At 41.0% G+C, this 14,894-nt stretch carries 15 protein-coding genes; 1 reads left to right on the top strand and 14 read right to left on the bottom strand.

The genetic code is table 11. The features are described from left to right. Positions 1-38: 38 nt before the first annotated feature. The 3 genes from CEF22_RS11445 to hflX form a co-directional block, all read right to left on the bottom strand. Entirely contained in the window at positions 39-443 is a 405-nt protein-coding gene (locus CEF22_RS11445; RefSeq protein ID WP_095478700.1) for a MerR family transcriptional regulator, read from the bottom strand. A gap of 141 nt (positions 444-584) precedes the next feature. Continuing rightward, positions 585-1,847: a methionine gamma-lyase family protein gene (locus tag CEF22_RS11450; RefSeq protein ID WP_100402980.1), complete on the bottom strand. Its 1,263-nt coding sequence runs from the start codon at positions 1,845-1,847 to the stop codon at positions 585-587. Between the two features lie 11 nt (positions 1,848-1,858). Further along, a complete protein-coding gene (hflX, locus tag CEF22_RS11455; RefSeq protein WP_232726110.1) occupies positions 1,859-3,121 on the bottom strand; it encodes a GTPase HflX in 1,263 nt (420 codons plus the stop codon). 173 nt (positions 3,122-3,294) lie between these two features. Here hflX and CEF22_RS11460 point away from each other — a divergent pair, with 173 nt between their 5' ends. Then, complete coding sequence (locus CEF22_RS11460; protein WP_100403994.1) at positions 3,295-3,897, top strand: trimeric intracellular cation channel family protein; 603 nt, start codon at positions 3,295-3,297, stop codon at positions 3,895-3,897. 36 nt (positions 3,898-3,933) lie between these two features. On the opposite strand, the gene CEF22_RS11465 is transcribed toward CEF22_RS11460, so the two are convergent. The 11 genes from CEF22_RS11465 to spoVK all read right to left on the bottom strand — a co-directional run bounded on the left by CEF22_RS11465 (position 3,934) and on the right by spoVK (position 14,830). After that, complete coding sequence (locus tag CEF22_RS11465; RefSeq protein ID WP_100402982.1) at positions 3,934-4,587, bottom strand: CoA transferase subunit B; 654 nt, start codon at positions 4,585-4,587, stop codon at positions 3,934-3,936. A 12-nt stretch (positions 4,588-4,599) separates the two neighbouring features. Continuing rightward, entirely contained in the window at positions 4,600-5,289 is a 690-nt protein-coding gene (locus tag CEF22_RS11470) for a CoA transferase subunit A (RefSeq protein WP_100402983.1), read from the bottom strand. Positions 5,290-5,307: 18 nt separating this feature from the next. Beyond that, positions 5,308-6,831: an acyl-CoA carboxylase subunit beta gene (locus CEF22_RS11475; RefSeq protein ID WP_198508106.1), complete on the bottom strand. Its 1,524-nt coding sequence runs from the start codon at positions 6,829-6,831 to the stop codon at positions 5,308-5,310. 27 nt (positions 6,832-6,858) lie between these two features. Next, positions 6,859-7,641, bottom strand: a complete 783-nt coding sequence (locus CEF22_RS11480; protein WP_100402985.1) for an enoyl-CoA hydratase — start codon at positions 7,639-7,641, stop codon at positions 6,859-6,861. A 14-nt stretch (positions 7,642-7,655) separates the two neighbouring features. Continuing rightward, positions 7,656-8,555, bottom strand: coding sequence for a hydroxymethylglutaryl-CoA lyase (locus tag CEF22_RS11485; RefSeq protein ID WP_100402986.1), 900 nt, complete (start codon positions 8,553-8,555; stop codon positions 7,656-7,658). Positions 8,556-8,567: 12 nt separating this feature from the next. Continuing rightward, on the bottom strand, positions 8,568-8,780 hold the full coding sequence (locus tag CEF22_RS11490; RefSeq protein ID WP_095478693.1) for an acetyl-CoA carboxylase biotin carboxyl carrier protein subunit: 213 nt from the start codon (positions 8,778-8,780) through the stop codon (positions 8,568-8,570). Between the two features lie 13 nt (positions 8,781-8,793). Beyond that, positions 8,794-10,152, bottom strand: coding sequence for an acetyl-CoA carboxylase biotin carboxylase subunit (locus CEF22_RS11495; protein ID WP_100402987.1), 1,359 nt, complete (start codon positions 10,150-10,152; stop codon positions 8,794-8,796). Between the two features lie 17 nt (positions 10,153-10,169). Beyond that, positions 10,170-11,804, bottom strand: a complete 1,635-nt coding sequence (locus CEF22_RS11500; protein ID WP_442857369.1) for an AMP-binding protein — start codon at positions 11,802-11,804, stop codon at positions 10,170-10,172. A 23-nt stretch (positions 11,805-11,827) separates the two neighbouring features. Further along, positions 11,828-12,970, bottom strand: a complete 1,143-nt coding sequence (locus CEF22_RS11505) for an acyl-CoA dehydrogenase (protein WP_100402988.1) — start codon at positions 12,968-12,970, stop codon at positions 11,828-11,830. Positions 12,971-13,048: 78 nt separating this feature from the next. Next, a complete protein-coding gene (locus CEF22_RS11510) occupies positions 13,049-13,684 on the bottom strand; it encodes a TetR/AcrR family transcriptional regulator (protein ID WP_100402989.1) in 636 nt (211 codons plus the stop codon). 210 nt (positions 13,685-13,894) lie between these two features. After that, positions 13,895-14,830: a stage V sporulation protein K gene (gene spoVK, locus CEF22_RS11515; RefSeq protein WP_100402990.1), complete on the bottom strand. Its 936-nt coding sequence runs from the start codon at positions 14,828-14,830 to the stop codon at positions 13,895-13,897. Between the last annotated feature and the right edge of the window lie 64 nt (positions 14,831-14,894).

Raw genomic sequence — 14,894 nt, forward strand, 5'->3', positions numbered from 1 at the left:
TTCCTCCTCATTTTTAACTACAAGTTTATATCAAAAGATTAATGAAAAAAGCGGTTCCTTTCACTATAAGGATGCCCATTTCGATGAAAACGTCCCGCATTAATTAACTCTTTACGCAACAATTTTCTTAGCTCCTCATCTGTGAAATTCTTTTTCTGCTCTTCTCCTTGTTCTTTTGAATCCTGATGTGGTTCAAACTGTTTTTCATCTAGCAGAATTTTCTTTATTCCTGCGATATTGATCCCCTGGTCAATTAAATCTTTAATTTCTAATAAGCGATCAATATCGTACAAAGAAAAGAGACGACGATTCCCATCTGTTCGTTCCGGTTGAATCAATTGATGTTCTTCATAATAGCGAATTTGCCTAGCGGACAAATCAGTCAATTTCATCACTGTCCCTATTGGAAAAAGCGGCATCGAACGCCTAATATGACTACTCATCTTGATCCCCCTTTCTCTTTCTGTTGAAAATTATATACGATGTTAGAATAATTGTCAAACGCATGTTAGGTTTTCTTACATGAAATTTTTTAAAAAAAGCTAATCTCATAACATATCTGTTGAGATTAGCTTGGTGATGGATTATATTAAATTCTTCTCCATTAAATGATCGATCGCACTGCATATAGCAATTTTCACATGGGCGTATGTTAATCCACCTTGTACATAAGCTGCGTAAGGAGGACGCAATGGCCCATCTGCCGATAATTCAATGCTCGCTCCTTGAACGAAAGCACCAGCTGCCATAATAACATCATCTTCATACCCTGGCATGTAGCTCGGATAAGGCGTGACGTGAGAATTGATAGGCGAAGCAAATTGAATCGCTTGGCAAAACGCAACCATTTTATCGCGATCATTAAACTCTACCGCTTGAATTAAGTCTGTTCTTTTTGCATCCCATTTCGGCATCGTCTTCATTCCGAGCTTTTCAAGCATCGCAGCCGTAAACACCGCGCCTTTTAAACTTTGTGCCACGATGTGAGGAGCTAAAAAGAAACCTTGATACATTTCCTGCAAGCTATACAAACTCGCCCCCGCTTCCGCTCCAATTCCTGGAGAGGTCATGCGATATGAGCAGCTTTCTACCACTTCTTTTTTCCCCGCAAGATAACCGCCTGTTTTCGCTAAGCCGCCCCCTGGATTTTTAATTAAAGAACCTGCCATTAAGTCTGCGCCGACATGACAAGGCTCGCGGTCCTCCGTGAATTCACCGTAACAGTTATCAACAAACACGATGATTTCCGGGTTTATTTCTTTCACAAAACGAATCATCTCTGCTATTTTATCGATCGTAAAGGAAGGACGAATGGCATACCCTTTTGAACGCTGAATGCCAATCATTTTTGTATTTGGTTGAATGGCTACTTTAATCGCCTCATAATCCGGATAGCCATTGTCTAGTAGCGGTACACTTCGATAACCGATACCAAACTCTTTCAACGAGCCATTTCCGTTCCCGCGAATGCCGACAATTTCTTCAAGTGTGTCATATGGGTTTCCTGTAATATAAAGAAGTTCATCCCCCGGTCTTAATACGCCGAATAACGCAATCGAAATCGCATGAGTGCCTGAAATAATTTGCGGCCTGACAAGTGCGCTTTCCCCACCAAATACTTCCGCATAGATGTTTTCAAGTGTATCTCTGCCAGTATCGTCATACCCATAACCTGTAGAAGGCGTGAAATGAAAGTCGCTAACTTGGTGATTTTGAAAGCTTCGCAATACGCGAAACTGATTGCTTTCCGCTTGCTGCTCAATGGCACGGTGAACCTCACTAATTTGACGTTCTACTTCTTCTACCATTGGTTGTATTTTCTGTCCATGCTTTAATAAATCAAACATAATACTCTCCCTTAATCGTGTAATGTATATTGACTGATCTCTCCAAAAATCGGGTGATCAACAAACGAATAACCTTTTACTACGTATTTTTGATCCTCTTCCTCAAAGCTTGTCTCTTCTAGCACTGTCTCCGTTTTTAACTGAGCCAACAGCTTTCCTTCATAAGCAGGGATACGAGCATAATATATACTCATTTGCTGTTTGACTACTTCTTCTATTTGCTGCTTCAATTTCTCTTGATCTTGCAGACTTAAAGCACTGATCAGCAAATGCTTTGCGTGCGAAGAAGGGACAAACTCCGGATGAACCATATCCTTTTTGTTATACACCGTTAATTCCGGCAAATGATCCATCTCTAATTGTTTTAACAACTCTCTTACTGTTGTTTGATGCTGCGTATAATCGGGGTTAGAACTATCAACGACGTGAAGAAGCAAATCCGCTTCTCTGACTTCCTCTAAAGTCGAGCGAAATGCTGCCACTAAAGTCGTTGGCAAATCTTGAATAAACCCAACCGTATCCGTCAATATCACTTGATACCCACTCGGTAAAATAAACTTCCTCGTCATCGGATCAAGCGTGGCAAATAATTGATTTTCTTCTAAAGAATCGGCGGCAGTTAATCGATTAAACAACGTCGATTTACCTGCGTTTGTGTATCCCACTAGAGCGATTTGAAACGTTTTGTTTTTCTTGCGACGACCTCGATACCGTTCCCGATGCTCAACGATAACCTTTAGCTGGCGTTTAATTTCATCAATCCGTCTTCGAATATGCCGACGATCGGTTTCTAATTTTGTTTCACCAGGGCCCCTTGTCCCAATCCCTCCACCTAAGCGTGAAAGAGCAATCCCTTGACCGACAAGTCTCGGAAGCAAATATTGAAGTTGAGCCAGCTCCACTTGTAACTTTCCTTCTTTTGAACGGGCTCGTCTCGCAAAAATATCGAGAATTAATTGTGTTCGATCGATGACACGCGCATTTAATTGAGCAGATAGATTCCGAATTTGGCTAGGAGATAATTCATCATTAAAAATAATTAAATCCGGCTCAAGCTCTTCTTCTAGTCGATGAAGTTCCTCAACTTTTCCTTTTCCTATATATGTACTCGGGTGAATTCGTTCTCTTTTTTGCGTCAATGTAGCAACCGGTTTCCCTTGGGCTGTTCCTATCAGCGACTTTAATTCATCCATCGAGTAAAAAAAATGAATGTCATCGCTATTATTTAGCTGACAGCCGACAAGGATCACTTTTTCTTGTTCATTTTTTTCCAATGATTTTCCTACTTTCATCAAATGTTCTATCCTTCATCTTAACAAAAATACCATCAAAAAACTATGAGGAGAAAAAGAAAAGCCTTTGGATAGGAACTAGTATTTAATATCGATTCATAATATAATGAATTATTAGTAAATTATTTTCCATATAAAAGGGGTAAACAATGGGGATGACTTGGGATATTTTCACTATTCTCGGCACGATTGCGTTTGCTATTTCGGGAGCAATTGTAGCGATGGAAGAGAAGTATGATTTATTTGGGGTATATATACTAGGGATGATCACTGCATTTGGCGGAGGAGCCATTCGCAACTTGTTAATTGGTATACCTGTATCCGCTCTCTGGGAGCAAGGAGACTTTTTTCAAGTTGCTTCACTATCAATTACAGCCGTGATCTTATTTCCTAACAATCTATTAAAGCATTGGCATATTTGGGGGAATTTTTTTGACGCGATTGGCTTATCTGCTTTTGCTATTCAAGGGGCTTTATACGCAGCTAATATGTCTCATCCACTGAGTGCTGTTATTGTAGCAGCGGTGTTAACTGGAAGTGGAGGCGGGCTCGTCCGTGACATATTAGCAAGACGAAAACCAGCATTACTACATAATGAAATATATGGTGTATGGGCTGCTTTAGCCGGTGCTTTCATCGGCCTAAACTTAGTCAATTCTCTAGCTGGTTTAATTACATTATTTCTTCTCATCACTTGTCTGCGCATAGCGTCTTATAAGTTTCAATGGAAGTTGCCAAAAAGAGCGCTTCATCACTGAAAAAAAGAGGGGAACCCCCCTCTTTTTTTTACATTTTTAGTAAGCATCTAATACAACATCACTAGCCACGGATATTTCTGCTTCTGTACAGTTTAAAATATCCTCAACTGAGTAACCAGCCGCCACTTCAACCAACTTCAAATGCGATCCTTCTACGTCCATGACGGCACGGTCGGTAATGATTCGTTGAACGACGCCTTTTCCGGTAAGCGGAAGGGTACATTTTTTTAGGATTTTAGATTCCCCATGCTTATTGACGTGATCCATAATCACAATAATCTTCCTTGCACCATGAACAAGATCCATCGCACCGCCCATTCCTTTGACCATTTTGCCTGGAATCATCCAATTAGCTAGATCGCCAGTTTGAGAGACTTCCATCCCACCGAGAATGGCTACATCAATATGTCCGCCACGAATCATCGCAAAGGATTCGGCACTATCAAAAAATGATGAACCTGGGATCGCCGTTACTGTTTCTTTGCCGGCGTTAATTAAATCGGGATCTACTTGCCCTTCTTCAGGATAAGGGCCGATACCGAGCAAACCATTTTCTGATTGCAAAACGACTTGTTTATGATCAGAAATATAGTTAGCGACAAGAGTTGGTATCCCGATCCCTAAATTTACGTAGTTGCCATCTTCAATTTCTTTTTCTGCACGCCTTGCAATTTTTTCTCTACTATTCATGTTTTCCCCTCCTTACGTACGAACGGTTCTTTTTTCAATTCGTTTTTCTTGCTCTCCTTGAATAAGCGCTTGCACATAAACACCAGGAGTATGAATAGAATCAGGGTCTAGATCACCTGTTTCCACAATTTCCTCCACTTCCGCAATCGTCACCTTGCCAGCTGCGGCAATCATCGGATTAAAGTTACGAGCTGTTTTATTATAAATAAGGTTTCCCATGCGATCAGCCTTATAAGCGCTGACTAAGCTGACATCAGCCACTAAAGCTTCTTCTAGCAAATATTCTTTTCCATTGAACTCGCGCACTTCTTTCCCTTCGGCGATCGGCGTTCCAACACCGGCCGGAGTGAAAAACGCTGGAATACCTGCTCCGCCGGCACGAATTTTTTCCGCTAAAGTTCCTTGTGGTGTTAATACGACTTCAATTTCACCTGCAAGCATTTGCCGTTCAAATTCTTTATTTTCCCCAACGTATGAGCCGATGATTTTCTTAATCTGCTTGTTTCTTAATAGCAGTCCAAGTCCCCAATCATCAACACCACAGTTATTGGAAATCACCGTTAAATCCTTTGCTCCTGAACGAGCAAGGGCTTGAATTAAGTGTTCAGGAATGCCGCATAAACCAAAACCACCAACCATTAACGTCATTCCGTCTTTAATTTCGGAGACCGCTTCATTCGCATCTGTGTAGATTTTCTTCACGCCTTATCCCCCCTTTTCTTATACTGGGTTGACCCCATGCTTGCGATCAGTAAAATTTAAATATTTCGACATGTAAGCTTCTAGTCTGACAGATAGCTCATCACGAAGCTTATTCGGCTCAACGATATCATCGATGATCAATTCTGATGCCAAATGATAAATATCAATGTCTTTTCTATATTCTTCGCGTTTTTCATTAATAAAGGCTGCACGTTCTTCTTCCGGAAGAGCAGCAATCTTATTCGCATATACCGCATTCACCGCTGCCTCTGGACCCATTACGGCAATTTGTGCAGTCGGCAACGCAATACAGCAATCCGGTTCAAAAGCTGGACCTGCCATCGCGTAAAGTCCGGCACCATATGCTTTTCTAACAATAACGGTCATTTTAGGCACTGTTGCTTCACTCATCGCAAAAATCATTTTCGCTCCGTGGCGGATGATCCCTGCTTTTTCAACATTCGTACCGATCATAAACCCTGGGACATCGGCAAGGAATAATAACGGAATATGGAAAGCATCGCATAAACTAATAAATTTAGCTGCTTTATCGGCGGAATCATGGAATAATACGCCGCCTTTTACACGCGGTTGATTGGCAATAATTCCGATCGGCTGACCATTGATTCGGCCTAACCCTGTAATCAGTTCTGATGCAAATAGTTTCTTAATTTCACAAAAACTATCTTCATCAATTAAGCGATCGATCAGTTGATACATATCGAAAGGCGCATTTTGATTTTTTGGAATGAGCTCCTCGATCGTCTTTTCAAAAGCTGCTGGAGCTTTTGGTGAAGCAGGAGCTGGCTTTTGTGTATAATTTTCTGGGAAATAAGCTAAATATTTACGAGCATACTCAATCGCTTCTTCTTCTGTTTTAGCTAATACGTCTCCACAGCCGGAAACCGAACAATGCATTTTTGCACCGCCCATTTGCTCAAGCGTAACTTTTTCTCCAATGACCATTTCAGCCATTCGTGGAGAACCTAAGTACATTGACGCATTTCCTTCTACCATAACAACGATATCACAAAAGGCCGGGATGTAAGCGCCTCCAGCAGCAGATGGACCGAACAATAAACAGATTTGAGGAACTTTTCCAGACATTTTCACTTGATTATAAAAGATTCGGCCTGCTCCTCGTCTTCCTGGGAACATTTCAATTTGATCGGTAATACGTGCACCTGCTGAATCGACAAGATACAGCATTGGGCAACGAAGCTTTTCAGCTGTTTCTTGAATACGAATGATCTTTTCTACTGTACGTTTGCCCCATGATCCAGCTTTCACTGTTGAATCATTGGCCATGACGCAAACGGTACGACCATTGATCTTACCGATACCCGTCACTACTCCATCTGCCGGTAAGTCGCCAGCCATGACGTTGGCAAACATGCCATCTTCTACTTGAAGATCACCATCGAACAATAAACGAAGACGGTCACGAACAAATAATTTGCCTTGCTCTTTATTTTTCTCATGATATTTCTCTAATCCACCTTTTAAGACGGATTCTTTTCTTTCCTCATAAGGTGTTTTCATTTCTGTTTCGTTCATCACTGCTTCTCCTCACTTTCCTTGATATACTGGTGGACGTTTTTCAGCAAAAGCTCGTAACCCTTCCAAACGATCCTCCGTAGGTATTAACGAGTTATAAGCAAGCTTTTCGATTTCAAGTCCAGTCGCAAGTCCAACTTGCATACCGTTATTGATCGCTGTTTTAGCTTGGATTAAAGCAAGTGGTGCATTTTTGACCATTTGTTTCGCTAAGTTTAACGACCATTCCATCACATCGGCTGATTGTACAGCATATTCCACCAGCCCAATTTGTTCGGCTTGATCAGCTGCGAGACGCTTCGCCGTAAAAATCAGTTCTTTCGCTTTCCCAAGACCAATTAATCTTGGCAATCTTTGGGTACCACCCGCTCCAGGAATAATCGCGAGCGACGTTTCAGTTAACCCTAGCTTCGCATCCTTTGAAATGACACGAACATCACAAGCTAATGCTAATTCCAGTCCTCCACCAAAAGCGACGCCATTCATAGCAGCAATGACAGGCTGCGGCAATGCTTCGACTTCATTCACCGTCGACCCAATTAAAGCAACCGTTTGTTTCACTTCTGAATCGGACATACCTTTTCGTTCTTTTAAGTCAGCACCAGCACAAAATGCCTTTTCTCCCGCACCCGTGATGATGACGGCACGAACATCGCGATCATGCTTAATGTGATGCAAAGTATCATGTAAATCGTATAAAAGCTGCTTAGACAAGGCATTGGCTGCATCTGATCGATTCAACGTAACGATCGCAATTCCGTCGTCTCTTTTTTCAAATCCAATCGTTTCACTCAAACGGCTCACCCCTTTCACGATTTTCTGCAAATATCCATTTGTTTACTATTAAGTGGACGCGCTAATATGTTCTCTAATAGCTGTCCAGCTTGTAATAGCTCTTCCATATTTACTCCTGTTTCAATGTTCATTCCATCAAGCATATAGAGCAGGTCTTCTGTCGCTACATTCCCAGAAGCACCTTTAGCATATGGGCAACCACCAAGCCCACCTAGCGCACTATCAAATGTCGTCATCCCCATCTCTAACGATTTAAGAACATTAGCTAAGGCCGTTCCACGCGTATCATGAAAGTGCATCGCTAATTGATCCGCTTTAAAAACAGGCAGCATCGTTTCTAGTAATCTTTCAACTTGAGTTGGTACTCCTACTCCAATAGTGTCACCTAAAGATAATTCATCAATGCCCATTGAAAAGAGTCGATCAGCTACCTTGACTACTTGATCCGGATTCACCAAACCTTCATAAGGACAAGCAATGACAGTCGATAAATAGCCACGAACCGTTTTTCCTGCCGCTTTCGCTTCGTTAACGACTTCTTCTAGCACAGGAAACGTTTCATCAATGGTTTTGTTAATATTATTTTTATTATGAGATTCACTCGCTGACATAAAGACACTGACTTCATCCACTTCAACTTTCAGGGCGGCTTCTAGTCCTTTCATATTAGGCACGAGAGCCGCATATGTAACGCCTGGCTTTCTCTTGATAGCAGATAATACGTCAGAAGCATCTGCTAGCTGCGGAATCCATTTCGGATGAACGAAAGAAGTCACTTCAATATAAGAAAGACCACTTTCTGACAATTGATTAATCCACGCGACTTTATTTTCTGTACTCACGTGATGGGGTTCATTTTGAAGCCCATCACGCGGTCCAACCTCTTTAATCGTTACTTTGTTCGGCAGTTTCAAACCATCCGCCTCCTATTCAATATCGACTAGTCCGTCTGCCTCGTTCACGAAATCTCCTTCTTGGATATGAACTTTCTGAACCTTCCCGTCTTCTTCAGCAGCGATCGGAATCTCCATTTTCATCGATTCTAAAATAACGACATCCTGTCCAGCTTTTACCTCATCACCTTCACTCACTAACACTTTCCATACATTCCCTGCCATACTTGCCTGGATTGTTGTCATATAAAATTCCTCCTTATTTTGCTGATGTTAACTCTGGCAAATAATATTCATTAACAAATTGAGTAGTTGTATATCCTGTTAAAAATTGTTCATGACTGACCGTTTGAATCAGCATCGGGATATTTGTTTTGATCCCTTCGATCACATAGTCTTCAAGCGCTTGCTTTAAACGTTCACAAGCTTCTGGTCTTGTTTCGCCCCAAGCAATTAATTTGCCGATCATCGGGTCATAAAACGGTGTGACTTGCGAACCTTGTTCGATGGCACACTCATTACGAATGCCTTCCCCTTCCGGAAGCTTAAAAGTCGTGATCTTCCCTGGAGAAGGAAAGAAAGTTTTCGGGTCCTCCGCATAAATTCGCACTTCAATCGCATGACCTTTTCGCTTTACCTCTTCCCTAGTAAAAGAAAGCTTCTCTCCAGCTGCAACTTTCAATTGTTCTTCAACAAGGTCTAAGCCAGTGATTTCTTCCGTTACTGGATGCTCTACTTGCAATCTTGTATTCATCTCAAGGAAATAAAAGTTCTGTTCTTTATCTACTAAAAATTCAATCGTTCCAGCGTTTGTGTAGCCAATATGCTCAGCCGCTTTAACGGCAGCATCTAGCATTTTCGCACGCGTTTCTTCGCTAATAAAAGGCGACGGTGCTTCTTCAACTACTTTTTGATTGCGTCGTTGAATCGAACATTCTCTCTCCCATAAAGGAATGACATGCCCATGTGAATCAGCGATAATTTGCACTTCAATATGATGAGGCTCTTGAATGTATTTCTCTAAAAACATCGCTCCGTCACCGAAGAAGGATTCAGCACGCTTTTTATTCCCTTCAAACGCTTTCCCAAGTTCATCTGGAGAATGAATCAGTTGCATACCGATCCCGCCTCCACCTGCAGAAGCCTTTAACATTAACGGGTAACCAATTCTTTCTGCTGCCGCTTTTGCTTCTTCTTCGTTTTCAAGCGGAACGTCTACGCCTTCGATGATCGGAACACCTGCTTCTTTCATCGTTTTACGAGCTTCGATTTTGCTTCCCATAGAAGCGATAATTTTTGGTGAAGGGCCGATAAAAGTCAGTCCCTCTTCGATGCATTTTGTCGCAAATGTGGCATTTTCAGAAAGCAATCCGTAGCCAGGATGAACCGCTTCAGCTCCACTTTCTTTCGCTACACGAATGATTTCATCCGCATTTAAATAGCTTTGATTGACCGGAGGCTTTCCGATGCAAAACGCTTCATCTGCTTGTCGAACAAATAAGGAGTCTGCATCTGCTTCTGAATACACAGCCACCGTTTGAATACCAAGCTTTTGACAAGTGCGAATGACTCGAAGTGCAATTTCGCCCCGATTGGCAATAATAACTTTTGAGAACATCTAGACCGCCCCTTCCCCTATGATAATAAGCTAAGTGATTCTTCTCGTAGCTTAAACTTTTGGATTTTCCCTGATGCTGTCATTGGGTATTCTTTCGTAAATACGATATGTTTTGGAATTTTGTGGCGCGAGATTTTTCCTTTGAAATATTCTTTAATCTCATCTACATCCGCTGTTTCTCCTTCTTTCAAAATAACCCACGCCATCACTTCTTCACCATATTTCGTATCTGGAACGCCAATTACTTGTGCATCAAGAATTTTTGGGTGTGTGTATAAAAATTCTTCTATTTCACGCGGATAGATATTTTCTCCCCCACGAATAATCATATCTTTTAAACGACCTGTAATCCGAACGTATCCCGTTTCATCCATTACGGCCAAATCTCCTGTGTGAAGCCAACCTTCTTCATCAATGGCTTCATGAGTAGCATCAGGATTGTTATAATAACCTTTCATTACATGATAGCCTCTCGTGCATAACTCTCCTTGTACCATCGAAGCAACCGCTTGATTGGTCGTTGGGTCAACGATCTTTACTTCGACATCTGGAAGCGCACGACCGACCGTTTCTACTCGAAGCTCAACTGGATCATTCACACGAGTTTGCGTGATCACTGGTGAAGATTCTGTTTGCCCATAACAAATGGTAATCTGTGTCATATTCATTTGATCCATCACAGATTTCATAACTTCTACCGGACAGTTGGAACCAGCCATGACCCCTGTTCGTAGATGTGACAAGTTATAGTTTTGAAAATTCGGATGATTCAGTTCAGCAATAAACATCGTTGGTACCCCGTGTAGTGCAGTACAATTCTCTTTCTCTACTGTTTGCAAGACCGTTTCTGGATCAAACTCTTGAACAGGAACCATCGTCGCTCCTACCGTCACGCAGGCAAGTGTCCCGATTACACAACCGAAGCAATGGAAAAATGGTACGGGAATACAAAGACGATCTTCTTTCGTTAACTCCATACAGCCGGCAATATTAAAGGCGTTATTAATTAAATTGCTATGTGTCAGCATGACTCCCTTAGGAAAACCTGTCGTTCCTGAAGTATACTGCATGTTAATGACCTCATGAGGATCAAGGGATTTTGTTCGTTCGTCCAACTCGCCCTCACTTACTTGATCAGCCATGTTTAAAATATCTGTCCAATTAAAAGCACCGTTGTACTCTTTCTCACTTAAAATGACGACGTTTTTCAACAGTGGTAGTCGCTTCGATTGTAGCTTTCCAGGTTCACAAGTATGAAGCTCTGGGCAAAGTTCATAGATGGTATCCACATAGGAATTCCCACGATATTCTTCAATTAAAATTAATGTCGTACTCTCAGATTGATTGAGTAAATACTCAAGCTCTGCTGTTCGATAGTTCGTATTCACTGTGACAAGAACAGCCCCCATTTTGCCTGTAGCAAACTGAAGCGTCACCCATTCAGGTACATTTGTCGCCCAAATAGCCGCATGTTCCCCTTTTTCAATACCAAGAGCCATTAATCCTTTTGCTGCTTTTCGACACAACTCATCAAATTCACTGTACGTATAGCGCAGATTACGATCAGAGTACACAAGCGCTTCATGGTGTGGAAGTTGTTTAGCTTTTTCAGTAAGTAATTCCCCTACAGTTTGGTGAATCAATTCCGTCATAACATCCTTCCCCCTCTTTTCAATTAGCAACCTAGGTGCCGAGCGATGACTAATCGTTGAATTTCCGAAGTGCCTTCTCCGATTTCAAGCAACTTAGCGTCACGTAAATACCTCTCAACGTCATATTCACGCATGTAGCCATATCCGCCATGAATTTGAATCGCTTGGTTACTTGCACGGAAGCTAGTTTCTGAGGCAAATAGCTTAGCCATCGCTGCTTCCTTACCGAACGGTTTCCCTTGGTCTTTCAACCAAGCCGCCTTATGTACAAGCGTACGAGCCAACTCAATTTCAGTAGCCATATCAGCAAGCTTAAATTGAATTGCTTGAAATTTAGAGATTGATTGGCCAAACTGCACTCTTTCTTTTGAATATTGCAGTGCTTTCTCAAAAGCTGCTTGAGCAATACCTACCGCAAGAGCTGCAATGGAAATACGACCGCCATCTAGCGTAAACAAAAATTGACTGAATCCCTTTTTGCTATCACCTAACAAGTTTTCCTTTGGCACACGGACATTTTCCAAAACAATTTCACAAGTATTGGATCCACGAACACCCATTTTGTCATAATTACAAGAGATCGTAACCCCTGGTGTGTCTGTTGGGACAATGACAGCAGATACGATGTTTTTCCCATCTTCTCTCTTACCTGTAACAGCTGTTACAATAATTTGACGAGCGTAACCAGCGTTCGTAATCCAACACTTTTCGCCATTAATGACGTATTCACCACCGTCTAGAACCGCTTTCGTTCTAGTTCCACCAGCATCTGAACCAGCGTTAGGCTCCGTTAACCCGAAAGAACCTAATGTTTCTCCTTTCGCCATCGGTACGAGCCATTCCTGCTTTTGTTCTTCCGTTCCAAAGTAATAGATCGGGCTTGCTCCAAGGCTAATGGCTGCTGCGTAACTTAAGCCCGTTCCGCCACAAGCTTTACCAATTTCTTCGACAGCAATCGCGTATGATACGGTATCTCCACCTGCTCCGCCGTATTCTTCAGGAAATGGAATACCTAGCAATCCAAGCTCAGCCATTTTTTGAAATGTTTCATAGCGAAATTCTGATGTTTCATCCAAATGTTGAGCATGAGGCTTAATTTCCTTTTCAGCAAAATCCTTCACCATTTCTTTTAACATTTGTTGTTCTTTCGTTAATTCAAAGTTCATTATTGCTCCCCCTTTGTTTTAAATAATGAAAAATTGTACAGACTAGTCGGTCTCTTTTTGTCGAATTAATAGCCAGCTTCAATTCACCGGCTGACTTTTAAGTAAGTATTTTGTAATATTTGGATCATTCATCCCTTGTTCTGTCATTAAAGCATGAATCAGTAAATCGTTAAAAATCTCCCCAATTTGTTCCATTGTTAATTTTCCGTCTTTCTTAAACCATTTGTATGTCCAATTTACCATACCAATGATCGCCATCGTCGATATTTCTGCAGACACTTCTGTACGAAAATCGCCGCTTTCTTGCCCTTCTCGGATGACTTGCAAAATCACTTTTCGGTACGCATCTCGTTTTTCGTTAATCTGTTGCTCAAAATCCCCTTTTAAATACGTACTTTCTTGATAGAAAACAGTGATATGTGGCTTATAAAGATCAAATACTTTCGTGAAAGACATAATGATTGCACATAACCTAGAAACAGGCGTATTGTAATTATCATATGCTTCTTTCGCTCGATCTAACACATAAGAAATAAAAACATCATGGATGTGGTACAACAATTCGTCTTTAGACTTGAAATTGTGATAAAATCCCCCTTTCGATGTTCCACATTCTTCCACAATTTGATCCACTGTTACTCCGTGATACCCATGTTTCTCAAACATGACGAGAGAAGTATCAACAATTCTTTGTTTCAAAGTTTTTTTTGTCATAAAGACCATCCTTTAACTGTATATTACCATAATCGTCATATTACTGACAAATGATTTATCAGAAAATAAAAAATAATAAGTAATTAAAACTATCTTTTTATGCTACTATTTATTTATTTTTTCTTTTGGAATAGGTCATAATGGGCTATAAAAGGTCTGACTGTACCGATAGAACTGATGAAGCCAGACCTTTTTAGCTCATTCAACCAATCAATAACTAATATCACAAGAACGAATTAACATTAGGTCCTGGTAATGATAATTGCTTTCTTTAAGTAATCGTACGGCATGTGAACGCATCGCTTTTTCTATTAAATTTCGGACGTACCTTCCGTTTGAAAAAGAAGATGGATTTTTTTCTTTAATAAACATAAAGTGCTCCCGCATTTTGATTTTGGCTTCAGGACTTAGTTGATATTGTTTTTCCGCTGTAATTTTTTCGGCAATTTCCATCAATTGATCCGGCTCATAATCAGGAAATTGAAAAACAAATGGGAAACGAGATTCTAATCCTGGATTTAAGGTGAAAAAATGATCCATTTCTTTTGGATAACCAGCTAAAATTAGAATAAAATCATTTTGCTTATCCTCCATATGCTTGACAAGCGTATCAATCGCTTCTTTCCCAAAATCCTTCTCTCCACCTCTTCCTAACGAATAAGCCTCATCGATAAACAAAATGCCTCCCATTGCTTTTTTAATTAAATCTCTTGTTTTTTGTGCGGTATGTCCGATATATTCTCCTACTAAATCCGCTCGTTCCGCTTCAATCAAATGACCTTTAGATAGCACTTTCATTTCGAAAAACAAGCGGCCAATAATGCGAGCAACCGTTGTTTTTCCTGTTCCTGGGTTGCCTTTAAACATCATATGAAGCACTTGACTTCCAGATTTTAAGCCACTAGCTTCCCTTTTTCTATTAATATAAATCCAGGCATATATTTCTCTAATCATCTTCTTCAACTCATCAAGCCCTATTAAGGCATCTAATTCATTTTCAATACTTTTTAAGACGGCATGTTCATTAGAATTCGACCATTCAAACGGTTTCTCTTGGCGAGTTGGTTGTTGTTCGATACGATCGTTTTTTGTATGCAGCACAACCTTAATTTGCCCACTCTCTTTCATTCGTATTGGCTGCTTCATCTTGACCACCCCATACACTTTGACGTAATTCGTCGAAATACGTCTTAATTTGCGCTTTCCCGAG

The organism is Bacillus sp. FJAT-42315 (assembly GCF_002797375.1).
Lineage (GTDB): Bacteria > Bacillota > Bacilli > Bacillales > Domibacillaceae > Bacillus_CE.

Bases quoted from the DNA above. Each gene is read 5' to 3' on its own strand.
- CEF22_RS11445 (WP_095478700.1), bottom strand. From the start codon at position 443: ATGAGTAGTCATATTAGGCGTTCGATGCCGCTTTTTCCAATAGGGACA.
- spoVK (WP_100402990.1), bottom strand. From the start codon at position 14,830: ATGAAGCAGCCAATACGAATGAAAGAGAGTGGGCAAATTAAGGTTGTG.
- CEF22_RS11460 (WP_100403994.1), top strand. From the start codon at position 3,295: ATGACTTGGGATATTTTCACTATTCTCGGCACGATTGCGTTTGCTATT.
- CEF22_RS11495 (WP_100402987.1), bottom strand. From the start codon at position 10,152: ATGTTCTCAAAAGTTATTATTGCCAATCGGGGCGAAATTGCACTTCGA.
- CEF22_RS11490 (WP_095478693.1), bottom strand. From the start codon at position 8,780: ATGACAACAATCCAGGCAAGTATGGCAGGGAATGTATGGAAAGTGTTA.
- CEF22_RS11475 (WP_198508106.1), bottom strand. From the start codon at position 6,831: ATGAAAACACCTTATGAGGAAAGAAAAGAATCCGTCTTAAAAGGTGGA.
- CEF22_RS11505 (WP_100402988.1), bottom strand. From the start codon at position 12,970: ATGAACTTTGAATTAACGAAAGAACAACAAATGTTAAAAGAAATGGTG.
- CEF22_RS11465 (WP_100402982.1), bottom strand. From the start codon at position 4,587: ATGAATAGTAGAGAAAAAATTGCAAGGCGTGCAGAAAAAGAAATTGAA.
- CEF22_RS11500 (WP_442857369.1), bottom strand. From the start codon at position 11,804: ATGACGGAATTGATTCACCAAACTGTAGGGGAATTACTTACTGAAAAA.
- CEF22_RS11510 (WP_100402989.1), bottom strand. From the start codon at position 13,684: ATGACAAAAAAAACTTTGAAACAAAGAATTGTTGATACTTCTCTCGTC.
- CEF22_RS11450 (WP_100402980.1), bottom strand. From the start codon at position 1,847: ATGTTTGATTTATTAAAGCATGGACAGAAAATACAACCAATGGTAGAA.